General features: G+C 48.2%; 19 protein-coding genes and 1 tRNA gene. 7 read left to right on the top strand and 13 right to left on the bottom strand.

Annotation, left to right across the window (positions count from 1 at the left end):
* Position 1 precedes the first annotated feature (1 nt).
* Positions 2–880 (bottom strand): RNA polymerase sigma factor RpoD/SigA, encoded by an 879-nt coding sequence (locus VNK96_03620; protein HWP30803.1) that lies wholly within the window; start codon positions 878–880, stop codon positions 2–4.
* Between the two features lie 451 nt (positions 881–1,331).
* Between VNK96_03620 and speD the strand changes: the two genes are divergently transcribed.
* On the top strand, positions 1,332–1,931 hold the full coding sequence (gene speD / locus VNK96_03615; protein HWP30802.1) for an adenosylmethionine decarboxylase: 600 nt from the start codon (positions 1,332–1,334) through the stop codon (positions 1,929–1,931).
* Positions 1,932–2,852, top strand: a complete 921-nt coding sequence (gene speE, locus VNK96_03610) for a polyamine aminopropyltransferase (GenBank protein HWP30801.1) — start codon at positions 1,932–1,934, stop codon at positions 2,850–2,852.
* Positions 2,853–2,983: 131 nt separating this feature from the next.
* Here speE and VNK96_03605 read toward each other — a convergent pair.
* Positions 2,984–3,057: transfer RNA gene (locus VNK96_03605), tRNA-Gly, on the bottom strand.
* Positions 3,058–3,301: 244 nt separating this feature from the next.
* Positions 3,302–4,579 carry an adenylosuccinate synthase gene (locus VNK96_03600; protein ID HWP30800.1) on the bottom strand — a complete coding sequence of 426 codons (1,278 nt, stop codon included), beginning with the start codon at positions 4,577–4,579 and terminating at the stop codon, positions 3,302–3,304.
* 86 nt (positions 4,580–4,665) lie between these two features.
* Here VNK96_03600 and VNK96_03595 point away from each other — a divergent pair, with 86 nt between their 5' ends.
* The 3 genes from VNK96_03595 to VNK96_03585 are packed head-to-tail and all read left to right on the top strand — an operon-like array spanning position 4,666 to position 7,510.
* A complete protein-coding gene (locus tag VNK96_03595) occupies positions 4,666–5,826 on the top strand; it encodes a Re/Si-specific NAD(P)(+) transhydrogenase subunit alpha (protein HWP30799.1) in 1,161 nt (386 codons plus the stop codon).
* On the top strand, positions 5,823–6,122 hold the full coding sequence (locus VNK96_03590; GenBank protein HWP30798.1) for an NAD(P) transhydrogenase subunit alpha: 300 nt from the start codon (positions 5,823–5,825) through the stop codon (positions 6,120–6,122). The genes VNK96_03595 and VNK96_03590 overlap by 4 nt, the downstream gene beginning before the upstream one ends.
* Positions 6,119–7,510 carry an NAD(P)(+) transhydrogenase (Re/Si-specific) subunit beta gene (locus tag VNK96_03585; protein ID HWP30797.1) on the top strand — a complete coding sequence of 464 codons (1,392 nt, stop codon included), beginning with the start codon at positions 6,119–6,121 and terminating at the stop codon, positions 7,508–7,510. The genes VNK96_03590 and VNK96_03585 overlap by 4 nt, the downstream gene beginning before the upstream one ends.
* Positions 7,511–7,555: 45 nt before the next feature.
* Here VNK96_03585 and VNK96_03580 read toward each other — a convergent pair whose 3' ends face one another.
* From VNK96_03580 to VNK96_03560, 5 genes are all read right to left on the bottom strand, one after another.
* Positions 7,556–8,224, bottom strand: coding sequence for a DUF5602 domain-containing protein (locus tag VNK96_03580; protein ID HWP30796.1), 669 nt, complete (start codon positions 8,222–8,224; stop codon positions 7,556–7,558).
* Positions 8,225–8,468: 244 nt separating this feature from the next.
* A complete protein-coding gene (locus VNK96_03575) occupies positions 8,469–10,619 on the bottom strand; it encodes an HD domain-containing phosphohydrolase (protein HWP30795.1) in 2,151 nt (716 codons plus the stop codon).
* A gap of 249 nt (positions 10,620–10,868) precedes the next feature.
* Complete coding sequence (locus VNK96_03570; GenBank protein ID HWP30794.1) at positions 10,869–14,159, bottom strand: efflux RND transporter permease subunit; 3,291 nt, start codon at positions 14,157–14,159, stop codon at positions 10,869–10,871.
* Between the two features lie 48 nt (positions 14,160–14,207).
* Positions 14,208–15,974 carry an efflux RND transporter periplasmic adaptor subunit gene (locus VNK96_03565; protein HWP30793.1) on the bottom strand — a complete coding sequence of 589 codons (1,767 nt, stop codon included), beginning with the start codon at positions 15,972–15,974 and terminating at the stop codon, positions 14,208–14,210.
* Positions 15,975–16,044: 70 nt separating this feature from the next.
* Positions 16,045–16,431, bottom strand: a complete 387-nt coding sequence (locus tag VNK96_03560) for a hypothetical protein (protein HWP30792.1) — start codon at positions 16,429–16,431, stop codon at positions 16,045–16,047.
* Between the two features lie 90 nt (positions 16,432–16,521).
* Here VNK96_03560 and VNK96_03555 point away from each other — a divergent pair, with 90 nt between their 5' ends.
* The gene (locus tag VNK96_03555) at positions 16,522–18,207 is read left to right on the top strand and encodes a ribulokinase (protein HWP30791.1); all 1,686 of its coding nucleotides are present in this window, start codon (positions 16,522–16,524) and stop codon (positions 18,205–18,207) included.
* A 25-nt stretch (positions 18,208–18,232) separates the two neighbouring features.
* On the opposite strand, the gene queE is transcribed toward VNK96_03555, so the two are convergent.
* From queE to VNK96_03530, 5 genes are read right to left on the bottom strand one after another with little or no spacing between them, the layout of a single operon-like run.
* Complete coding sequence (gene queE, locus VNK96_03550) at positions 18,233–18,871, bottom strand: 7-carboxy-7-deazaguanine synthase (GenBank protein HWP30790.1); 639 nt, start codon at positions 18,869–18,871, stop codon at positions 18,233–18,235.
* 3 nt (positions 18,872–18,874) lie between these two features.
* Entirely contained in the window at positions 18,875–19,585 is a 711-nt protein-coding gene (gene queC, locus VNK96_03545) for a 7-cyano-7-deazaguanine synthase QueC (GenBank protein ID HWP30789.1), read from the bottom strand.
* Positions 19,586–19,616: 31 nt separating this feature from the next.
* Positions 19,617–20,774 carry a GNAT family N-acetyltransferase gene (locus VNK96_03540; protein ID HWP30788.1) on the bottom strand — a complete coding sequence of 386 codons (1,158 nt, stop codon included), beginning with the start codon at positions 20,772–20,774 and terminating at the stop codon, positions 19,617–19,619.
* Between the two features lie 57 nt (positions 20,775–20,831).
* On the bottom strand, positions 20,832–22,121 hold the full coding sequence (gene fahA, locus VNK96_03535) for a fumarylacetoacetase (GenBank protein HWP30787.1): 1,290 nt from the start codon (positions 22,119–22,121) through the stop codon (positions 20,832–20,834).
* A gap of 14 nt (positions 22,122–22,135) precedes the next feature.
* On the bottom strand, positions 22,136–23,029 hold the full coding sequence (locus VNK96_03530) for a hypothetical protein (protein HWP30786.1): 894 nt from the start codon (positions 23,027–23,029) through the stop codon (positions 22,136–22,138).
* 44 nt (positions 23,030–23,073) lie between these two features.
* On the opposite strand from VNK96_03530, the gene VNK96_03525 reads away from it, so the two are divergent.
* Positions 23,074–24,468, top strand: coding sequence for a CCA tRNA nucleotidyltransferase (locus VNK96_03525; GenBank protein ID HWP30785.1), 1,395 nt, complete (start codon positions 23,074–23,076; stop codon positions 24,466–24,468).
* The last annotated feature ends 27 nt before the right edge of the window (positions 24,469–24,495 follow it).

Genomic DNA, 24,495 nt, shown 5'->3' with positions numbered 1-24,495 from the left:
TTTACTCGTGAAAAAAATCTCTAAGTTTCCAGCGCTGCACTAAAGCGCGGAGTTTACGAATCGTTTGTACTTCGATTTGCCGAATGCGCTCCTTAGAGATTTTCATTTCTTCTGAAAACTCCGCTGTGGCGGTTTTGTCGCTGTCCATACCCAACCGGCGTTGCATAACCTTTCGTTCTCTTTCCGTCAATTCTTGAAGAATTTGCTGTAAATAATTGAGCAATTCTTCCGTGAGCAAATGCTCCTCGGGGTTCGCAGCATTCGCATCTCGCAACAAAGAAACCAAATCGGTCTCTTCGTCATCGCCGATGATGATATCCAAAGAAACCGTGTCTTGCGAGGATTGCAAAAGAACTTGCAATTTCCTCCTACTAATTCCCAATGCGGCGGCTAACTCATCGGCTGTAGGGTCTCTTCCTAACTGTCGAACAAGTTTCGCTCTCTCCTTTTCTAATTTGCGGATGCTTTCCGAAATATGGGAAGGAACGCGGATTGCTTTCGCTTTCGAATCGAGTGCACGACCTATCGTCTGACGAATCCAATGGGTGGCATAGGTCGAAAAGCGATAGCCCAATTCTGGGTCGAATCGCTCCACCGCATTCATCAAACCGATTGCCCCTTCTTGAACTAAATCTTCGAAAGGAATGCTGCGATTCTTGTAGTGCTTGGCGATATTGATGACCAAGCGCATGTTTGCTTCGACGAGTTTCCTCTTCGCCTCTCTCCTCTCCTCCTCGTTACCCGTGCGAGCGAGTCGAGTTAATTTCTTCTCCTCGTCTGGAGTGAGAAGTGGGGTTTGGGTTAAACGAGAAAGATAAGACGGAAGCTCATCTCGACGCTCTTCGTCTTGACCTTCTGGGACTTGAATCTCCCAATACATCGGACACCTGTTTTTATGCTTGATTTGGGGTCTTTACCAGTAAAGTCCGTTTATCCCAGTAAGTCCTCCGAAAAAAGTCTCCAACGGGTGATGCAATTATCATGCCACCCGGGGCTTTAGCAACGCTGCGGAGCCACACTCCGCGGAATATCTTACGGCAAAGATTACCCGTCTTTCGTTACCCGGTTGCTACTCGCCCCGGGCTATTTGTTAATTCCACCCCTCTTGAAAAAAATCCTTTTTTTCAGACTTTTTCGAAATCTTCTGCGTTAATAAAAAACGGTATACTGAAAAAGTAAATGCCGCCGAACCCGGTTTTTCGGCAGGGGCGGCTTCCACGTTAAAAAACAAAAATGTATAAGCATGGCTTAACTTGCGTAAACCCGGACTTTATGCCGGGGGTTGGGTCGGCGCGTGGGCGCCTCTGTGACCGAATAAAGGGGTGTCGGCGATGGCGATACTAAGTGCCTTTATCGGGCTTTTCGTCCTTTCGGCAGTAGCCGGTTCCTCGAGGGTTTTCTCCTTTAGCGCTTGGCTTGGCAGGCTGTTTTCCAAAATCAAAAACGCAACTGCCCTCCGTCCCAGAACCATCGGGCGAGGTTGGCTCGTGCTTCCAAGCGACGACGCTGTCCGTTTTCGCGATTGGGTAAGTCGAGACGATTTCAAAAATCCCGAAGACCCTCGCATGAAACCCGCGTTGGGAAGTCATTTGCTCGTCGAACTCTACGGCTGCGCAAGAGAAACATTGGAACAAGAAGATTCCGTGCGAGAAGCAATGGAGGACGCAGCCGAAAAAAGCAACGCAACGGTCGTTACGAGTTCTTTCCACGAATTCAAACCGTTCGGCGTATCAGGCGCAGTAATCATTCAAGAGTCTCATTACACGATTCACACTTGGCCCGAGCATCGCTATGCCGCCGTGGATTTGTTTTATTGCAGCGAAGCAGTAAAAGTGGAACAAGCGCTGGAAGCACTGAGAAAACATTTTCAACCTAAGCGCGTCCGTTTTCTTTTAGTTCGTCGAGGATTGCAAAACGAGGTGGAAAAATAAATGCGTTTCTCGCAGCGTGAAGGGCTTTTCATCAGCGAAACTCATACAAAAGCGATCGAATGGTCCTTCACCGTAGAAAAAATATTAGCAGCAGGAAACACGAAGTATCAGGAATATCAAATCGTCGAAATTCCCCGCTTCGGGAAAACGCTGTTTTTGGATTGGAAAATCCAAAGCAGTCTTTTGGATGAGTACATTTTTCACGAATGTATGAGCCAACCCGCGATGACGCTGCATCCCAATCCGAAAACCGTATTCGTAGCAGGGGGGGGAGAAGGCGCCACCCTTCGAGAAGCACTCTCCCATAACACGGTTACCAAAGCGGTTATGGTGGACATAGACGCTGAGTTGGTCGAAATGACGAAAAAGCATATGCCGGAATGGCATCGAGGTGCCTTCGACGACCCGCGCACCACTCTCCTACATACAGATGCGCGCAAATATTTGGAGGAGACAGACGAACGATTCGATGTGATCTTGAGCGATTTGCCAGACCCCGTCGAAGAAGGACCGGCGATTTACCTTTTCACGAAAGAATACTTTTCGATTTGTCGCGACCGTTTGACCGAGGATGGCGTATACGCAATGCAAGCGGGATGCGCAAATCTTTCTTATCCCGAATGCTTCGCCGCTTGTGTACAAACACTAAAAGAGGTTTTCCCGATCGTCCGGCCGTATTACGCCATTATGACAACCTTCATGATGGCATGGGGCTTCGTATTGGCAAGCAATAAATACGACCCATTGCAACTCACAGAATCGGAAATTGCAAAAAGACATAAAGAACGCGGAGTTTCTACACGCTACTACACTCCTCGCTTTCATACCTCTGTCTTCACCCCCCCGGATTACTTGCTGGAAGCGATAGAAAAAAATAGCCGAGTCGTCACGGATGCGGAACCTTTCGTTTGGTCAGCATAACGCATCCTGTAGGAGCGCCGTAAGTCGCGACATCGTCATCCGCGAATTCGCATCCTTTGGGATGAGCCAATAAGACGTACGAAATAGGGAGGCTTCTCGCCCTATAAAACTCACAACTTCCCTAATCTAATTGGAGCGGCTGATGGGAATCGAACCCACGTCACCTGCTTGGAAGGCAGGGGCTCTACCATTGAGCTACAGCCGCGCATCTACAACTCTAAAACGTGTCTTGTGGAACGACAATTCCCGTAAGAACCTTCAGAAATGCTCCATACGAAAGGATACCTCGGGAAACTTCGTGCGAGAAAACTTCGACACTTACAAAGTTTTTGATATCGCGCCTTACGGTGCTCCTACAGAGAGAATCGAGGAGAACTTTGCACTTACCAAAGCGCTCGAATGTCGCGCCTTACGGCGCTCCTACAATAAGGGGAATCGAAATGTTCCACTCACCAAAGCAAATCCGGTCGAACGATAATGGTCTGCTCTCTTTCGGGTCCTACCGATACAATAGAAATCGGTATTTCGAGAAATTCTTCGATGCGATTTAAAAAGACACGCGCCTCGGAAGGCAAATCGCTCAAGGAACGCGCCGAAGATAGTTCACCATCGAAACCATCGAATGTCTCGATGCGAGGTGCTACGCGCTGTAATTGTCGAGTCTCGCAAATAAATTCATCCGTGTGTTCACCGTCTAAGTCGTAGCCGGTGCATAAGCCGATTTCAGAAAACCCGGAAAGCACATCCAAACGAGTTACTGCAAGGCTCTTGAAACCATTAATGCGCGCAGAAAATCTCAAAGCGACCAAATCCAACCAGCCTACACGGCGAGGTCTCCCGGTGGTCGTCCCGAATTCCTTGCCTTGTTGGCGTATTCTTTCACCCGTTTCATTGTTCAATTCCGAAGGGAAAGGACCTGCGCCTACTCGAGTACTGTATGCGGCGCAAACCCCGATAACGTTCGTGATAGCATTGGGGGGGAGTCCCGTCCCTATGCATGCACCCGCTGCAGATGGATAACTGCTCGTAACGAAAGGATATGTCCCGTAATCCAAATCGAGCATAAAACCTTGAGCCCCTTCGAAGAGCAAGTTCTTTCCTTTTCGAACCGCTTCGTTCACCAAGTTTTCCGCCCCCCCTACGAAAGGTGCGATTTGCTCGGCATAACCAGAATATTCCGCTAAAATTTCTTCCATAGACATTTTCGGTTCGCCGAAACCAGCAAACAAGCGATTTTTCTTTTCCAAAACTTCCTTCAGTCTTTCCGAAAGGGCATCGGAATCAATGAAATCACCCATTCGAATTCCGATGCGAGCGGCTTTATCCTCATAAGCAGGCCCGATCCCACGCCCCGTCGTGCCGATTCGCGTTCGAATATTTTCCAACTCCTCTTGCTTTCGATGATAGGGAAAAACCACATGTGCGTTTCTCGAAACGACGAGTTTCCCCAGTGAAACTCCCGTCTCACAAAGTGCGTTCCACTCTTCGAGTAGGGATTTCGGACACACCACCATCCCAGAACCTATCACCGCAGTGCATTGGGGATGAAGAATTCCCGATGGAATGAGATGAAATTTATAAGTCTTCTGCCCGACTTGGACGGTATGCCCTGCGTTGTTACCTCCCGAAAAACGGACGTTCAGGTTTGCATTTTTTGCAAGAACGTCTATAATCTTGCCCTTGGCTTCATCGCCCCACAGGGCACCCACGACGACTATAGTGGGCATTGGGAATAATGCACTAATCCTCTCGTGCTGAAAAAGTATACCATTTTGCGTACAATATTCTGCGAAACTTTAAGGAGAAAGAAATTTTGAAAATCGCCGTACCCAAAGAAACGAGCCCTTCCGAAAGAAGAATTGCGCTCGTGCCACAAGGATGCAAAACTCTCGTAAACAAAGGATTAACCGTATCCATAGAATCGAAAGCAGGGGAAAATGCGGGCTTTTCCGATGAAAACTATACTCAAGCGGGCGCTTCCATAGAAACGAGCCGTCGTGCTTTGTTTTCTTCTGCGGATTGCGTGCTTATGGTTTCCGGTCCTTCCGATGACGACAGCGAACACGACCTCCTCGCAAACCTAAAAGAGGGATGCGTCTGGATTTCCTTTATCTTTCCCATGAGCAACCCGAAAACGGTCAAGCGGTTGGCAGAAAAAAGAATCACCGCATTTGCGATGGACCTCGTGCCTCGCATTTCTCGCGCGCAAAGCATGGACGCTTTGAGTTCGATGAGCGCTGTCGCCGGATATAAAGCCGCTTTGATAGCTGCAAATTCAGTTCAGAAATTTTTGCCGATGATGATGACAGCTGCTGGCACGCTCCCCCCCGCACACGTCTTTGTCATCGGCGCTGGAGTTGCGGGCTTGCAAGCCATTGCAACATGCAAGCGCCTCGGCGCTACCGTAGAAGCGTTCGATGTGCGTCCCGCTGTAAAAGAACAAGTCGAAAGTTTAGGTGCCCGCTTCGTCGGTCTCGGACTCACCGCTGACGAACTCGAAGATGCATCCGGATATGCAAAAGAGGTCTCTGCCGATACTTACGCAAAGGAACTCGAATTAATCGCCTCGAAACTGCCGCGATGCGATATCGTTATCACCACTGCGTTGATTCCAGGCAAACCTGCACCAGTTTTGCTTACGAAAGAAATGGTGAAATTAATGCCGAAAGGTTCCGTAATCGTCGATATCGCCGCTCCTAATGGCGGAAATTGCGAACTTTCGACCCCTGGTGAAGTCACTCAGCATGATGGTATCACCATCGTCGCGCCGCTAAATTTGCCATCCGAAATGGCAACGCACAGCAGCATCATGTATTCGAAAAACATTACGGAATTTCTTCTCCATCTCGTTCGAGACGGTCAATTTTATTTCGACATGGAAGACGAAATCACTCGTTCCACAATGGTAACATTCGAAGGAAAAATTATGCACGAACCGACTCGCTTAGCCATGGAAAGAGGAATTACTTTATGACGCTCATCACTGCTCTCACCATATTTCTCCTCGCTGTTTTCGTAGGTTTAGAAATCATTTCCAAAGTCCCCCCCACTCTACACACCCCGTTGATGTCGGCGACGAACGCGATTCACGGAGTGATTCTCGTCGGAGCGCTCATCGTTTTAGGAAGTGCAGAAGACCCGCTTTCGATCGTCCTCGGTTTGATTGCCGTTATTTTCGGTACGCTCAACGTGGTAGGGGGATTCGCCGTTACCGATAGGATGTTGGAAATGTTCAAACGCAGACCAGCGAAAAAGGAAAGTAAATCGTGACTCGCGCAGAATGGATTGAAGCAGGATATCTTTTTGCAGCGTTGTGTTTCATTCTTTCCCTCAAACTGTTGAATTCTCCAGCAACGGCAAGACGTGGAAATTGGCTCGCCATGCTCGGTATGGCAGTCGCTCTCGCAGTAACGTTTTTGAACGAAGCGATTCGACATTACGAGTGGATTGTCGTCGGAGTACTGCTGGGAAGCATCGTCGGATTCGTTGCGGCACGCCGAGTCGCAATGACAGCCATGCCTCAAATGGTCGCTCTTTTCAACGGCGTCGGAGGGGGGGCTGTCGCCTTAGTGTCTCTTAGCGAATACCGAAACGCAGTGAACGCAGAAATGTCCCTCCCTTGGGTTGGGCTAATCACCTCCGTGCTCAGCGCAATCATCGGGTCGTTAAGTTTCTCCGGAAGTCTAATCGCTTTCGGAAAACTCCAAGAACTCATCACGACCCGACCGCTTACTTACAAAGGGCAACGAGAAAGCAATTTATTTCTCCTTTTCTCGCTCGTGGTTCTCGCCGGTGTTTTGTGGACGGGACTTCCTTCGGTTTGGCTTTTTTGCGCGATGATTGGTCTCGCTTTACTGACCGGGATTCTCTTCGTGCTTCCAATAGGGGGGGCTGATATGCCGGTCGTCATCTCTCTTCTCAACTCTTTCACCGGAGTCGCTGCCGGCTTAGCAGGATTCGTCTTAGGAAACACTGCCTTACTTACAGGGGGGGCACTCGTCGGTGCGAGCGGTCTCATCTTGACTTTTTTGATGTGCTCTGCGATGAATCGCTCTTTGGAAAACGTTCTTTTTGGCGCTTTCGGCGCGGAAGGAGGAACGATGGCAACATCCCTTTCCTCCGGAAAAAGCATCAAAAGCTACACCGTCGAAGACGTCGCCATCATGTTTTCTAATGCGGAAAACGTCGTGATTGTTCCCGGATACGGAATGGCAGTCGCGCAAGCTCAACACGTCGTAAAAGAACTGACCACGAAGTTACAAGAACGCGGAATCGATGTGAAATTTGCAATACACCCCGTCGCAGGAAGGATGCCTGGGCACATGAATGTTCTTTTAGCGGAAGCCGATGTATCCTACGATTTGCTCTACGATTTGGAAGAAATCAATCCTCTTTTCCCGCAAACGGATGTCGTTTTGGTCGTTGGTGCGAATGACGTCGTAAATCCTGCGGCTCGTTACGACAAAAATAGTCCGATTTACGGAATGCCGATTCTCGATGTGGATCGGGCAAGAAGCGTGGTTGTTATTAAACGTTCTATGGCGCGAGGTTTCGCAGGGGTGGATAACGAACTCTTCACGATGGACAACACGAGTATGGTTTTCGGAGATGCGAAAGCCGTAATCACGAAACTTATCTCTGCAGTCAACCAATACTAAAATTTGAAGATCCCCCCCTTATTTTACAAAGGGGAGGATCTGGAATTATCGCTTTACGAAATCTCCGAGAGCAATCGTGTATTCTTTTCTCACCTCGTCGTATGTAACTGAATAACTCGAAGGATAATAGAAGCCTTGTTTTTGAACTTTGCGAGGCTGCTTTATCGGAGCGCTAACACTCGGTTTCGTCAGCAGATAAGACAGCGTAACCATAGGCTCCATAAACACGACCTTGCCGTCATAACTTCCGTATATGAATGTATGCGTAAAGGGTTTACCGTTGAACTCCGGTGAAGATAAATCCACCCAATGCGCCCCCATATATTTAATTTCACTCTGCGGTGCATAGATGTAACCTTCCGGCAAACACTCAGCGGGGGGCTGTTTTTGGCATCGCTTCATGTCTTGCGAATCCAAAACAATTTTTTTCCTCACATTGGTCGAACACATATAAAAATGAAAATCGAAATGAGGAACGTCATAAATTCCTGGAGGAATGTGCCCTTTAGGATTCCAATCCACCGCTACGTGGTCAAAAGGTAAAACGCTAGCCTCTTTAGGCAAAGACAAAGTAAATTCATAACCGTCCATACCGTTATCCGGTTTTTCCGTTGGCAACCCGGTAAGGGCAGTCTCCGTGAATGAGATGCCGACTGCTTTAGGTTTGTTTTCTTTGTCGAGATGCACCCATGTCCACACAAGACCATTCCCCATAATCTTGGGTTCTCCCAAAGCCACACCTGTGGCTTGTTGACAAAATGGTCAGACGTAAGTGAACGATGGAATGAGGCTTCCCATTATCACCGCAGAACAAAGGAGGGCGACGCGATTGACAAGCAAAATCATTATTATAAAACCTCCTACATCTAGCTCCCTCCCCTTAAACGAGGGAACCCTTTGAATTTTATTTGAAATAATCTTACCACAAAAAAAAGAATTTTTAATCCTAAAATCCAGTCTACGCAGCGAATTCTTCTTCCGAAATCTCCGACTGCCGTATCATTTCAACGAATAACGGAGCGAGGACTGGGTCGAAGTGTGTTCCGCTCGCCTTTTCGATTTCACGTAGGGCTTCTTCTTTCGATAATGCCTTGCGATAGGGTCTTTCGCTCGTCATCGCGTCATAGGCATCCACAAGGGCGATGACGCGTGCGATTTTCGGAATTTCTTCCCCTTTCAATTTGTCGGGATAACCGTTTCCATCCCAACGTTCGTGATGGGAACGCACAGCTGGTAACACGTCTTCGAGTTGCGGGACCTTACGGACGACGAGTTCCCCCACTACGGTGTGCGTTTGCATAACTTCACGCTCTTCATCTGTCAATGGTCCTGGCTTTTGCAGGATAGAATCTGGAACGCCGATTTTTCCGACATCGTGAAGCGTGCCTGCTCGATAGGCTAATTCGATTTCCTGCTCTGATGCGCCGATGAAACGCATGAAATGTGCAGCATATCGTGCGACTCTATCGGAGTGCCCTTGGGTGTAATGGTCTTTGGCATCTACAGCGGCGGCGAGTGCCTGCATTGCAGCGAAAGAGCCGTCTTGAAGGTAGAGAAAAAGTTGGTAAGGGTCGGCGCTGGAATTGACTCCGGGAACTTGGTCGAAACGAGCGATGCGGTCGCGCCCGAGTTGTTTTGCACGGTTCATCGCAATTTCTGCGGCGAGCAATAAACCTTCCGGCTCTGTGGTATTGACACGATATTCAGCCCCCCCTATACTTACTGTTACACAAGGGATGTCTCTTTCAGAGAAGGCTGCTTTGACTTTGTTTCGTATATTTTCTGCCAGCGACATCGCCTGGTTTATATGATAAAGGGGAAGTAAAATTGCAAACTCCTCCCCCCCGTATCTCGCGATAGTGGCAAATTCAGGCGCGGTTTCCCGCAAGACTTCTGCCACGAGTTTCAAAGCCTCGTCTCCCACATGGTGCCCATAATTGGAATTATACGAGTTGAAGCGGTCTACGTCTATCACGAGCAAAGAAGCAGTCTCTTTCGATGCATCACATCGCGTGATTTCTCTTTGCAAAGACTCTTTGAAGCAACGATGATTCTCCAAATTCGTGAGAGGATCTAAATCTGACATTGCCAAAAGTCGTTGTTGAGAGGCTTGCAAAGAGTCCGTCATTTCATTGAACGCCGTTTGCAACACACCGATTTCGTCTTCCCTCGTTACTTCAAACTTTTCAGGCCAACGCCCTTCCTGCACAGTCAACGCAGCATCCACGAGTCGTGCCAAAGAATGCGTGATATATCCTGCGCATTTTCCGAAAATCAACATTCCTATAGCGAGAATGCACAAGAAGACACATAAAAAAGCATAGAAAATATTACGATAGGGAGTCACAATTTCATCAACGTCGATAAAAGCCACATATCCAGCTCGAGGGTTGTACGATGAATCAGGAAGTGAAGAGTAAATCCCGAGGTATTCTTTTGCCCCATCGAAAACTTTGTGAAAGACGCCGCTTTGAATCGGCAATGGGCTGGAAATGGGCATCGAGGAGCCCACGATTTTATTTCCGTCTACGAACGCGACATGCACACCTAAAATTTTATAGATGCTTTCGGCTATTTCCGAACCGATCTTTGAATATATTGTTATCGTTCCGCAAATTCGATTTCCTTCGGTATAAGGCACCGTCGCTACCAAAAACAAACCTGACGGATAACTCCTTATCCCTGCCCAGCTCCCCCCCCTCAAAGCAATAGAAACTCCAGGATTTTCGGATTGCATCGTGAGTTTTTCTGTAACCTCACCCGCCTTTGCGATTACTTCGCCTTGGATATCGGTAAACGTCAGCCCATCTGCCCCCGATTGTTCTACGATAAACCGACTTAATTCTGTGATGGAGATGGAACTTTTGTTTAAAAAGTTCACCTCCAAAGCCGATAACCCTGTAGCGAACCTGAGCTGCCGCAACAAGCTTAGTTTATTTTCGTGAAGAGTGCTCGTCAAATACTCTCTACATCTGTCTACGCTGGATTCTATTCGAGCCTCGATTTCCTTTTTTACAATAAACGCAATGGTAACGACAACGATCGTCGCCAATGCAAAGAGCACGAGCGTGAACAATACTTGAATTTTAACGCGAAGTGATTTCCGCATAGATGAACTGACTTTCTCCACTTCCAAAGATGCTTAACGCAACGCTCACAAATAACTTCAAGTTATATGCTTCTCCCCTAAGCACCTACTTTATTATCATCGGCAAATCCAAATAGAAAAATTCCCTCTCCTTTGATTAAAAATACATGGAACGCAGGAAACCATGAAACATTGAAAAACCCTCGAGTTATCTATGAAATTTTATTGTCGTTGGTGCCAATACCTTTTCGATACCATTGAAATCCGCACCTACTCCTTGGGTTTTTCTCCTTCGATGGGAGGAAGGGAAGCAGGGTCTACTTTGAAAAAGCGAACTCTGATCCAACGCACGATGTCGTCCACGATGGTATGCATAATCGGGATATCCAAAAGCGAAAGAATCGTCCCGGAAACGAGTCCGCCGATAATGACCGTGCCCATCGGTTGATATGCATCTAAACCCGACTTCGGGAAGAACGCAACGGGTGCCATAACGAGAATCGTAATCAAAGAAGTCATAAGAATCGGACGCAAACGAATAGGGCACGCCTTTGCAACCGCGTCGTTTCTGGGCATCCCTTCTGCGCGAAAATGCAAAATGAGGTCTATCAATAAAATCGCGGTAACCAAGTCCATGCCGCTCAAAATAATCACAGCGAGAATAGAAACGGTGCTAAAGGCTTGATGCATCAGCCAAAGCATCAAAAAGACACCGCTCAATTCCAGAGGCAGGCTGAAAATCATTTGCAACGGTTGTAAAAATCCACCGAATTGCGCAACCAAAACGAAATACATCAACACTAAAGCAATCAACAATCCATAGAGCATGATGCGAAAGGAATCCATCATCTGCGTCATATCGCCGCGTGCCTCGATGCCGTATCCGGGAGGCCAATTCAATTGCGCTTGTGCTCGCATCTGCAAATCCATCGTAACATCCATGCTCGGGCGCCCCTCTTTTCGATAATATCCACCGATGCCAATGACTCTTCGCAATTGGTCATGCTCGATTGCGGTGGGTGCTTCGCGTTTTTCCAAACGAACCAATTCGAGTAACGGCACTTCTTCGCCATTCATGTCTTGGATATACATTCCTTCCAAATCATCCACATTCATGCGATGCTCTTCCTTGTAGCGAACTTGCACTGTGGTTATTCTTTTATTGGGTAAACGATAAAATTCGTTAGTAAATCCCCCCCGCAATGCATAATACGCTTGTTCGGCGATCTTCGCAGGGGTCAATCCGTGTCTCGCTGCCTTCTCTTCGTCAATTTTCAAAGTGTAAGTCGGTTTCGTCATTTCCCAACTCAAAAAAGGCTGATAGATATCCACTTTGTTCGTTGCCGGATTTCGCACATCTTCTTTCGCAATCCTCAGAGCTTCTTTACCCATCCGATGAAGCATTGCAAGGTCGTATCCATAAATAATGAGAGCGATAGGGGCAAGCGAAGTAGCCATTACATCGCTTCCCATTTCTTTGAGTTGAATACGTCTTATATTGGGAATTTCTTTCATGGCGCGGTCGTGTATCTTGTCGAGAATCGTCCAAACATCGGGTCGCCCGCTATCCTTGTCACTCAGCGAAAGCATCGCACTCGCACCGTTCACCATCGTAATTCCATAACCCGTGAAATAAGCCCCCCCTGTCATTCCGGGTCCGCCTTCCATGCCGATTTCGATAGATGCATGTTTTATCCAACCTTGTTTCACCCCTTCCTCTATCAAAATCTGTTCCAGTTTCTTAACGGCACGTTCCGTGGCTGCAAACGAAGTTCCCGGCTGCATCTCCATCTGGAGACTAGCTTGTCCCACGTCTCCCAAAGGCATCATTTCAGAACCGATGAAATAATAAAACGTAAATCCTAAAATAACGGTAATGCCAATTCGTACGAAGTTGACGAACCGGTGCTTAAGAAGCCAACGAATCAATCTTTCGTATGCATGCTCCAATCTTTCCAATCGGCGCTCGAATGGCTGTAAAAATAATCTCGTAAACCACGTCTGCGGACGCTGCTCGGGGAGTTGCATGAAAACTGAACAAAGAACAGCGGTCAATGTCATCGAGACGATAAAACTGAAAATCAAACCGAATATAATCGGAAAACAAAGTCCCACGAACATCAACTGCGTGATGCCCCCGCTCAATAAAAGAGGAACGAGCGCGATAATCAACACGATGGTCGCCGCAAAAACAGAGCGACGAACTTCCGTTATTCCATCAATCGTCGCGGTACGACGGTCTTTCCCCATTCGCATGTGCCTTTCTACCGCGTGAATATCGATAATCGCGTCGTCAACGAGACGCCCTATTGCAATCAGAAGACCCACGAGCGTGCTGGAATTGAGACTCATCCCCAAAGGAGCCATCGCCAACAAAGACATAGCGAGCGAGGTGGGGATTGCAGTGAGCGCAATCATGGTCCCCCTCCATTCTCCTAAGAAGAAAAGCACAGCCAAACCCGTCAAAATGATTGCTACGACAATTTCTTCATACATATTCTTGAAAAGAACATTCACGAACGAGGAATTATCGTACGCAATCTCGAAATGAATTCCCGGATAATCCTTCTCTAATTCTTTTGCAACCTTCATTACCGCCTGAATCGTTTTAGGTGAGGATGCGTCGGGGTTTTGTAAGACATTAATCGCAATCGCTTTATCAACACGCGCGCCATTTCGAGGGTCATGGTAAAGATGGTGATATGCAGAACGATGCTCGATGACCGTGTCTCGCACTTCTGCAACATCGCGTACCCTGACTACTTGGTCACCAATTGCTTTAATGGGATAAGAACCGACGATTTCCGCGCTCGTTCCTAAAGTGTCTACTCGGAAAATAGGCTCTTGTGATTCGTTAGTTACTTGGCCAGCAGATTTGGCAACGTTATATTCGTCAATCGCATCTCGTACATCCAAAATCGAAAGACCATAGGCAACGAGTTTTTCACGGTCAACACGAACTTGAAGTTGTCGGCGATAACCACCGAAAGGGGAAACCGTCCATACATCACGACTCGCCGCCTTCAAACGATTAATCACTTCGTTATCTGCCAAATCACGCAAACGGGCGAGGTCCCAGCCCATCTTTTCATCGCCCGTGAGACTCAAAGTCAAAACCGGAAGGTTCAACGGGTCTACGCGAAGAATCCAAGAAGGCTTTAAATTCGCACCCGTCGCCGGAAGATCTGCTTGAACAATATTGAGCAAACTTTGGACTTCCGTTTGCGCCTTTTGCATATCCGTTCCATAAGGAAATTCCAACGTGACCATGCTGAAACTGTCTTGGCTTACAGAACGAATGTAGCGAACGTTGGGGATGTTAATCATTCGCTGTTCGATAGGCGCACTGAAATATCGCTCCATCTCCTCTGCGCTCAGACCGGGCATCTCGGTGACTATGCCGATCATCGGACTCTCTACATACGGCATGAACCTTCTCGGCATCCAATAACCGATCGCTAAAACACCCAACACGAACATCGCAAGATAAAACGCAGCAATCGCATAGGGATGGTCAACCGACCAGCGTATGAAATTGAAACCTTGTTTTTCTTCGTTCACATACTCCCTCACTTTTATTGAGTCATAGCGTATTTAGTCAGCATGCAATCAATGTCCTTTATGAGCTTCTTCTTCTCGCATGCTTTCTTTTTCCGAAGTCATTGGGGGGGCGCCATGAATATGCGTCGTCTTCCCTGTTCCCATAGGAAGTTTTTTCGGACCGCTCTCGCTCCATTCCGTTTCCTCGACCGCTGCCCCCTCCGTGAGGTTTTCATGACCAGCCCAAATCACTTTATCGCCTTTTTGCAAGCCACTGAGAATCGCAGTGTATTTTCCATCCTCAGCCCCTGTCGTTACATAACGACGCGTTGCGATGTATTTCCCGGTGCGCGTTCGCGGAACGAGGTCCATTTTGCATATGGGGCAAATCCCGGGACCCTTTTCGCTGACCTCTGGATGCATCGTGCATGTCCAATCTGTCGGTTTACCATTCTTTTCTTCTTTTTCGACCATCACCCACACGAATCGTTTTCCATCCGCGTCCGTTTTTACTGCAGATGAACGAACAGCAAGCGCATGAATTCTTTTTCCTTTCGCAACCGCCACCTCCACGAATTGACCCGGGAAGTATATGCGTTCGGAATTGTCTATGAGCGCTTCCGCAGTGAATGTTCTCGTCTCCGGACGAACCGCTCCGAAAATACTGGTGATGAACGCCTTTCGTGCATTCCCGTTGCTGATGATTTCCACTGGCGTCCCTTCACGCACCACGTCCAACAAACGTTCAGGAAGTTGAACTTGAATACGAACTTTTTCTGTAACCTTGATTCGCAAAACTGTCTGACCAGGCATAACCAAACTTCCAGGACTGAGCACTCGTTCGCTTACGACACCTCTCCCGAGCGCGCGTAGTTCTCGATAACTCGAAAATGCACCAGCCATTCCTGCACCTTTTCTCTCTGCGATACTTTCGCGTTGCCTCGCGATGACTTCTGATTGAGCCTTTTGCAATTCCTTTTCGACTTCTTTTACGAACGTATTCGCTGAAGCGAGTTGTGCACGTGCTTCTTCCAAAGAACCTTCTGCAGCCTTCAATCGCTTTTCCGCTACGGCAATCATGCGCTCGGCAGCACGCGCCTCGGCTTTCGCGCTTTCCAATTTCGCCGCGGCTGTTTTTCTCTCCGATTGGGAAGCCTGAAACTCGTTTAGGGAAATCGCCCCCCCTTCGTAGAGTTTTTTATCGCGTTCGAATTTTTGCTCAGCGTAAATAAGTTCCGCCTCGCGTTCGGAAATCATAGCCTGTTTCGATTTCGCTTCCTCTTTTGCACGCTCGAGTTCGCTTTGCGACATTTCGCGTTCGGCTTGTGCGCGATTTAAAAAAGCCTGCTTTGCATTCGCTTCTTCTCGAGCGCGGCTCTTCGCTGTTCGAAGCCTCTCGACTTCCCGCTCAGCAACCGTTACCCACCCGGATGAAGCATCCGCTCGCGCAATCGCTTCTGCATATTGCGCTCCATATTCATCCGCTTCCAAGCGGGCGAGGAGTTGTCCAGGGCGCACAGTATCGCCGGGATATACAAAAATCTGCGCAACTCTTCCCTGAATGCGCGCGGTGATTTCTTCATCGTTGTAGGCTTGCACTGTCGCAGGAAAGATTTCTTTCCCTTGAATCTCCTGATACTCGACTGTTTCCACAGCGACAGGGTGAACACCAGGGGGGGCTTTCATTGTAGTCATATCCATTGCCTGCGCCTCGATTGGCGTCATCGCTCCGGGCGGACGCTTCGTTATGACAATCCAACGTGCCAAATAAACGCTTCCTGCAAGAAGCAACAATGTAAACCAATGTTTTTTTACGAATTCGAATGCAATTTTCATAGTTAAACCTCGCTTAAGTGTGCAAATGGGCAAAAAATCTGGAAAGACGAGACGGGGGGGCTACCCGAAATTAAGCGAGTCGAGGAGGTGCGCGCAGGAAGTGTGTAGATTGATCGAAAAATGAAATCGGTGGACCGCGTTCGAAAATATCACATGGCTGCTCGAAACTAAGAGGAAGCACGATGGTCTCGAAAAGCAATACCGCTTCCATTTCTGGCCAAGTGAAACTCGGCAATGCCGTCACACTTACGTCTTCGATTGGAGCGGAAAGGACCTTCTTGCAGCCCTTGTGATTCGGCACAGAGCATTGACACCCGTCTGCTTTGGACTGGGCGTGACAGGCAGATTTGCTAGAAACCGAAGTGTTTTTCTCCTCGGAACAAACACACTGCGAGAGCATGCCCCCCATGCGAGAAAGCATCAGGACAATCGCTACTCCGAGCAGTGTAGGTTTCAAGCGTTCACCTTAATATACGGTCGGATAGAGTAATAAATGTACCCTCAAAGGTAGGTCTTTCGGCTCATAATCATGCTTAGAAAGACGTCTATGCAACATTCGAGCAATACGACTTACTCTATCGGTCTTGACTACGGCACGAATAGCACACGCGCCATTCTGGTAAACACGGCAACAGGCGAAGAAGTTGCAACCGCCGTCTGGGACTACCCTTCTGGAGAAGCAGGGATTCTCACTGACCCTCGTGACCCTAACCTTGCCAGGCAGAACCCTCGAGATTACATAGACGGGCTTTATGCAGTTCTCACCGAAATCGCAACGAGTGCAAAAAAAGCAGGGATCAAGCCAGAACAAATCGTAGGAATCGGTGTAGACACCACTGCCTCCACGCCAATCCCCGTGGATGAACAAGGCATACCTCTATCCTTTCAAGAACGTTTCAAAGACAATCTCGCCGCGCAAGCATGGCTTTGGAAAGATCACACCGCGCATGAAGAGGCCGCCAGCATTACCGAACGCGCAAAAAAAATGAAACGTCCCTTTTTGGCGAAATGCGGGGGGGCGTATTCTTCGGAATGGTTCTGGTCGAAAATCTTGCACTGCAAAAAGGTTGCACCGGAAGTATTCGATGCCGCTTTTTCGTGGATAGAACTCTGCGATTTCATTCCCGGAATTCTCACCGGCAATACGAATCCACTCCATATTGCTCGCAGTGTATGCGGAGCAGGGCACAAAGCAATGTACTCCGAAGAATGGGGGGGTCTGCCGGACGAGGAATTCCTCGGCTCTCTCGACTCTTCTCTCGCTGCCTTACGGAAAAGGCTTTACGAAAAAGCCTATCCTTCGGATAAACCAGCAGGAACTTTATGCGCAGAGATTGCGAAGCGCGTCGGCTTGCCTGCGGGAATCCCCGTCGCTGTCGGAACGATCGACGCACATGCGGGGGGGGTCGGCTCCGGTGTAAAACCGGGAACTCTTGTAAAAATCATCGGCACGAGTTCCTGCGACATTGCCGTCTCACAAGGTTCGCTTCGAGATATCCCTGGCATTTCGGGAATCGTTTTCGGTTCTGTAATTCCTGATATGGTGGGCTTGGAAGCAGGGCAAGCAGCAGTCGGCGATATTTTCAATTGGTTCGCTTCGAATCTTTGCCCAGAGGCAGCAACGCCTTCGGAATCCCATAAAAAACTATCGGAAAACGCAGAAAAACTTCGGCCCGGAGAAAGCGGCCTTCTCGCATTGGATTGGAATCATGGAAATCGCAACGTTTTAGCCGACCCACTGCTCTCCGGATTGCTCATAGGCATGACGCTTCATACTACTTCTGCAGAAGTCTATCGCGCCCTCGTCGAATCCACTGCTTTCGGCGCATTGACGATTATCAAAAGACTCGAAGAATACGAAGTGCCCATCGAAGAGGTCGTGGGTTGCGGAGGAATAGCAGAGAAAAATCCTTTCGTCATGCAGATTTATGCCGACGTTTTGAATCGTCCCATGAAAGTGAGCCGCTCCGCGCAAAGCAGCGCATTAGGCGCTGCAATCTTCGGAGCCGTGGTCGGGGGGGCGCATCGAAATGTTCCCGAAGCGCAACAGGCGATGGCTGGAGTCAAGCCTTTCGTCTATGAACCGAATCCTGAAAACGCAAAAATCTATGCAGAGTTGTACGCCCTTTATAAAAAACTCCATGATGCCTTCGGAACGCCGGATTATAACGAATGCCTTTATTCCGTCATGAAAGAACTGATTGCCATACGAAACCGCACGAGAAAAATATAGAGATAACTGCATCGCAAAGTTCATCTTACGGTAAACCCAATAATTTATGCATCTGCAAACTTAAACGCCAGCGCGGATGCTGCAAACAATACTCGACAGCCAACTGAATGTTTTTCTCCAAATCTTTGCAATCCATCGGCTGCAAAAAGAAATGTTTAAACGAAAGATTTTCGAACTGCGCTGGGTCCAACCCATCTTGCGGAAACACCAATTTCAATTCGTCTCCTGAAATTTGGCGAAGAGGTGCTTCGGCTTTCGGGCTTACGCAAATCCAATCGATTCCAGGCGGGGCTGGAATCGTCCCGTTCGTCTCGATGGCGATTTCGAAACCTTTTTCATGCAGGGCACGGATGAGCGGAATGTCCAGTTGCAAAAGCGGTTCTCCGCCTGTGCATACCACGAATTTCCGCCCCCCCTTCTGTTTCCATTTCTCGGAAACTGCTTCTGCCAACTTTTGTGGGGAAACGAATTTCCCTCCGCCGGGTCCGTCTGTACCCACGAAATCCGTATCGCAAAACGAACAAATTGCTTCGGCGCGATCATCTTCTTGCCCACTCCATAAATTGCACCCTGAAAAACGCAAAAAAACAGCCGCACGCCCCGCGTTGGCGCCTTCCCCTTGTAATGTGTAATAAATTTCTTTTACCGAATATACACGTGCCATAAATCAGCGAACCCTTGCGCGTCGTATGCGATATTTTATCGGGTCGGGTACCCCCACTTCACGAAATCCCTTTAGTCGAAGCAAACAAGAATCGCACTCCCCGCATGCTTCACCGCTCTCCGATGGGTCGTAACAACTGTTCGTTAAAGAAAAATCTACTCCCAAACGTAAACCCTCACGAACGATTTCCGACTTGTGCATTTGTATTAATGGTGTGTGAATCTTCGTTTTTACTTTTCCTTCGACTGCCGCTTTCGTAGCGAGATTCGCCATTGCCTCGAATGCCTCGATATATTCCGGACGACAATCAGGATAGCCGCTGTAATCCAAAGCATTCACACCTATGAAAATATCCGATGCATCGAGCGTTTCGGCATATGCCAAAGCGAAGGCTAAAAAAATCGTGTTACGCGCAGGGACATAGGTAACAGGAATCTCTTTTGTTATTTCTTCGAGTGAACGGTTTTTCGGAACTTCGATATCAGAAGTGAGTGCTGACTCCCCAAAGGCATTCGGGTTAATCTCTATGATGCGATGTTCTTCGACTCCTAAAGAACTCGCAATTCTTTTGGCGCATTCGAGTTCATACGAATGCCGCTGCCCATAGCGAAAAGAAAGAGCATGAGTGCGATAGCCCCTTTCTTTGGCTAAGGCTAAACACACAGCGGAATCCATCCCTCCGCTGAGCAGTACGACAGCCTTGTTAGAACTCATCTCTAAGAAAAGTTATACTATTAAAAAAGCACTAAAAGCGGTCCAAAGAATAAACCGGTTTCGGGTGGAGTAAACGAAGCATATGTTTTAAAGCATTCTCGGAATGCACTTTTACCATTCCCTGTCTCACTAAATCCTCTAAAGACGGCTCTCCCATAAACGCCTGAGAAAGTCGCCCCCCCTCGATTTCCACATCCGCACTCTGCGTCCGCTCTATCTCCACGCATCCCGAGCCGAAGCGCACATGCCAAGGTCCCTCGTTCTCCGGAAGTTCCGGGTCGAAGACACGAAAGGTAAACTCACCCGACTCGTCCGGTTTCAATGCGCGAAATGCCGACGGCAAATCGATAACGCGAAACATCGTCGGTGACCACATCGAAACACTTACTCCTGTATCCAGGCTTTCTGCAACGAAAGGGCTATCCGATGGCTCGTGCCATGAAACCGACTCTCGATTCACTCCTATCGCGCTGAACAGAGCTAACAGTCCTAAATAACCCTCTCGAGTGCTCCATGCACTTTCGAGAATCTGCTGCTCCACCCAAAAATCCTGCGTCAATCGAAAAACCGCATAAGCCTGAATGGGCTCACCAATAGCGTAGATCAGGGGGGGATTGTCGGGGTGCTCCAATAATCTCCGCCACCATTTTGCCGTCCGTAAAGTCATTCCCGAATATTTCCTCGCAAAAGGAAGATATGCAGACTCTAATTCTTTCCATTTCTCGAATGGAAACTTGCGAATAAGTAAATCGGTTTGAAATTTACTTAGAAATTGACTCGGGCACTTAATACGAATGCTCTTACCTGCACATGCCCACCCGAATGCGCGATAATAACTTTCTCGAAAAGCATAAAGCGAAGAAATGTGCCAATTCGCTTTCTGCATTTCTCGCAGAGACCAACGCAACATTTCCTTGCCGATGCCCGTATTTCGTGCTTCTATCGCCACTGCCACAGCCGCAACACCAGCGCAATGTAAGTCGCTCTCTCCACGAGTAACCCTCATCTCATGTAATCGAAACGCTGCAAGCACCCGTTTTTCTTTTTCTGCAACATATATCTTAGATTCTTCCCCTTCGAGTTCTTCACCGAACCGATAAGGACGACCTGCGCTGAAAGCCACCGACCAGATATTCGCTACCTCTTCGAAATCGCTCGGCTGATAAGGTCGAAAATGAAGTTCTTTCATTCTTTGCTGATATTACTGACTTTCACGCATTTTCCATCGCAACAAATGTCTCGAAAATCACAAAGCAGGAAGAATCGTTCCGGAAACCTCGCCGAAACCTATACGATATCCATCCCCTAAGCAATATCCCCGAATAATTACCGTATCGCCATCTTCTAAAAATGTCCGGCTCTCACCCGTTTCCAAGCGAATCGGAAACTTCCCCCCCCAGGTCAACTCGAGCAAGCATCCCAATGTCGCCGGTGGGGGGCTCGACCCATCGCAAAAATCCCCCGAAACGGTTCCCGATGCATAAAGGTCTCCGACTTGTATATTCGTGCCGTTCGATGCTTGGTGCGCGAGTTGCTGCGCCATATTCCAATACATCTTTTTGAAATTCACCTTCGATATCGTTTTAGGAGAAGCAGCCTTTGCCGTTTTCAAAGCGATTTCCAATTGCAAATCGAGCCCCCATTTCCCTTTCGAACGCAAATAAGGTAGCGGCTTTGGCTCTTGCTTCGGTCCTTGCACTCGCCACGGCTCCAACGCCTCCCAAGATACAACCCATGGACTAATCGAAGTCGCAAACGATTTAGACAAAAACGGACCCAACGGTTGATATTCCCACTGCTGGATATCTCTCGCAGACCAATCGTTCACCAAAACGAGACCGAAAATATATTCCTCCGCCTCCTCTATCGAAATTGGTTTTCCGAGTTCGCTCCTTTTCCCCGTGAAAAAACCCACTTCCGTTTCGAAATCCAATTTTTTCGTCGCTGTGTATTTCGGAGGGGCGTCACCTGTTTTAATTTGCCCCTTAGGACGGCGAATCGAAGTCCCAGAAACGACAATACTCGACACACGACCGTTGTAACCGATGGGCATGTACTTCCAATTCGGCAAAAGCGGGTTTTCGGGACGAAACATTCTCCCCACATTCGTAGCATGTTGTTCACAAGAATAAAAATCTACGTAATCGCAAATCGAAACGGGCACATGAAGTCTTATCTCATGCAAAGGAAGGAGCGCCCGCAATCGGAGCATCGTATCGTCGCGCAAAATCGGATTATCCTCTTGCAAAATTTCCGAAACCCTCGAACGCGTTTCTCTCCAAGCCAAAAGACCACAATCCATAAACTCGTTCAACCGCGGTAAAGCGAATACGTTCAGCGGCACGTGCCTTGAGGAAAGCAACCCCTCATCGTAAAGCACGCTCAAATCCAAAACATAATCCCCGATTGCCACACCTACGCGCGCATGTTCGCCGAGACGAGAAAATACACCGTATGGCAAATTCTGAATAGGGAAATCACATTCGGGACCATATGGAACCCACGAACGAAGATGAGGAAGATTAGTTGGATTCACTTCGATTTAAATTATTATTGAATTTCTGCATGCGCCGCTTCCCAATATCCCAACGCTTCGAGCCCTTCGATAGGTTCGTCAACGGAACAGGAACCGAAAGAAATTAACCACTCCCTCGCCTCGCGAATGCGAGAGATCTCCGCTCGATGACCGAGAACCTCGAACGCATCCTCTAAGAAACGAAATTCGGAAGAATCCCCGCACTCTAAAATAGAATTTACGACGAATTCATCCCCACCGAAATACGCAATCGTCCCAGCGCAAAAAAGATTTAAAAAGCCATGTTTGTATGTCCCCCTCTCATCCAAATAAATCGGATGATGCAAACCCGCTGTCGCTTTGAAAGGCAAACGAAGATTGGCGCATAAAACAAGCCATCGAGCCAATTGCTCGCCGGAGAGTACGGAATCTCGTTCTGCAATACGCACCTTTCCGAATAAGTTTTCAGTTTTCAATGCACTCAAGGAATCTGAAAGCGTTGTTTCGTCGAATGGAATTTCGATGAAGGCTCGAATTCCCGGAAACATTCGATGAAGGTCTTCGAACCATGAACCGTGGATTTCCAACGGTGAATTCGCTCGGATTTCGTACGATTGAACCCGATAATCTCTCGAATGAGTTTTAGAAAAATCACTCAACAACGCAAAATCCTTCTCTACGGTTTCCTTTATCGAATTTTCTGCACGCGTTCCAATGACAGAAAGAACGACTTCAGATTCGACACGTTCAGGCAAATCCTTCAATACCGAAACAGGGCAAACGAAAGAACGCACGAGCGCTCTTTCTGCTCCTTTTCGATAACGAAGATAATTCTCGAACGCCACTTTCAAATCCAATCGAGCAGGGGGAAACGTTCCTGCGTAATCCAAACAGTTCTCTAATAAAACAGCAACGGAACGCGGCATCATATCTTTCGATATTAGCAGACTCTAAGGACGCATAATTCTTTTCAATGAACGCGGCAGAGAAAATTGCCGAAGCAACCCGCGGTACCCAGTGGGAAAACCGCCTCTATTTGGTTGGCGGAGCCGTGCGGGATCCGCTCTTAGGTCTCCCGAGTCCTCAAGAGATAGACATCCTCGTGGATGGCGACGCACTCGAGTTTGGGTATTTTCTCCGAGAAAAAGGAATCAGCAGCATCGAACCCGTAACCTATCCCAGATTCGGAACGGCGCTCGTCATGGTCAATCACTCGAAAGTCGAACTCGCAAGTCCTAGACGAGAAAGTTACGACCCGCAAAGCAGAAAGCCCGATGTAGTGCCAGCCACTCTCGAAGAAGATGCATTGAGACGCGATTTCACGATAAACGCCCTTTTCAAGAACCTACATACCGGTGACATTCTCGATTTCACAGGACGTGGCTTGGAGGATATCAAGCATAAAATCCTGAGAACCCCGTTAGAACCGGCTGCGACGTTTCGAGACGACCCCCTGCGCATGCTTCGTGCGGTGCGCTTCAAAAATCAACTTTCTCTTTCCTATGCTCCGGGCCTGACGGAAGCGATTAAACAAGAGCGTGACCGCCTCGAAATCGTCAGCATGGAACGAATTCAAGAGGAACTGACGAAGATGCTTTCCCATCCGAGCGCAGCAGAATGTCTCGAAGAACTCATGGATTTCGGACTCTTACCAAAATTTATTCCGGAACTCGAAGAAGGCATCGGTGTTGAGCAGGGAACTTATCACACCAAAGATGTTTGGGAACACACTTTAGATGTCGTGAGAAATGCAGCCCATCTCGAGATTCCCGATTCGCACCAAAAATATCTCATAGTATTAGGAGCTTTGTTTCACGACATTGCAAAACCGAGAACCAAAAGCATAGACGAAGACGGACGAATTCGTTTTTTCGAACACGAAAGAGTAGGGGGGGAGATGACGTACGAAATTATGAAAAGACTGAAATTCCCCAAGGCGGATTGCGATAGCGTAGCGAAGTTAGTGCGGAATCATATGCGCTTAGGCTCTGCCCCCACCTTCACCGCATCCGCTGCGCGCAAACTCATCCGAGATATGGGCGAACTTACAGAGCCTCTACTCCTTCTATGCGAAGCAGACGCGCGTGCTGTCGGCAAAATCCCGAAAGGAATAGATTTCGACGCAATCCGAAAAAAAATCGCTGAAGTGCAAACGGAAATTAAAGAGGCGGGCTTGACTTCACCCCTGAACGGCGAAGAAATCATGCAAGAACTCGGCATTACCGAAGGACCGGAAGTCGGAAAATGGAAACGAGTCTTGGAGCAGGCAGTTTTAGAAGGGGAAATCCCCCCAGGCGACAAAGCAGCCGCTCGTTCCTTTCTCCACGAAGCCTACAAAAAATCTCTCCAGTCGAACACTTCGACTTAACACCCGCACAAAAACGCCTGACACCTC

The organism is Fimbriimonadales bacterium (assembly GCA_035559795.1).
In the GTDB taxonomy this organism is placed as follows: Bacteria; Armatimonadota; Fimbriimonadia; order Fimbriimonadales; family ATM1; genus DATMAR01.
Note: the sequence above shows the minus strand (reverse complement) of the source record. Positions and strands in the feature narration are given on the sequence as shown.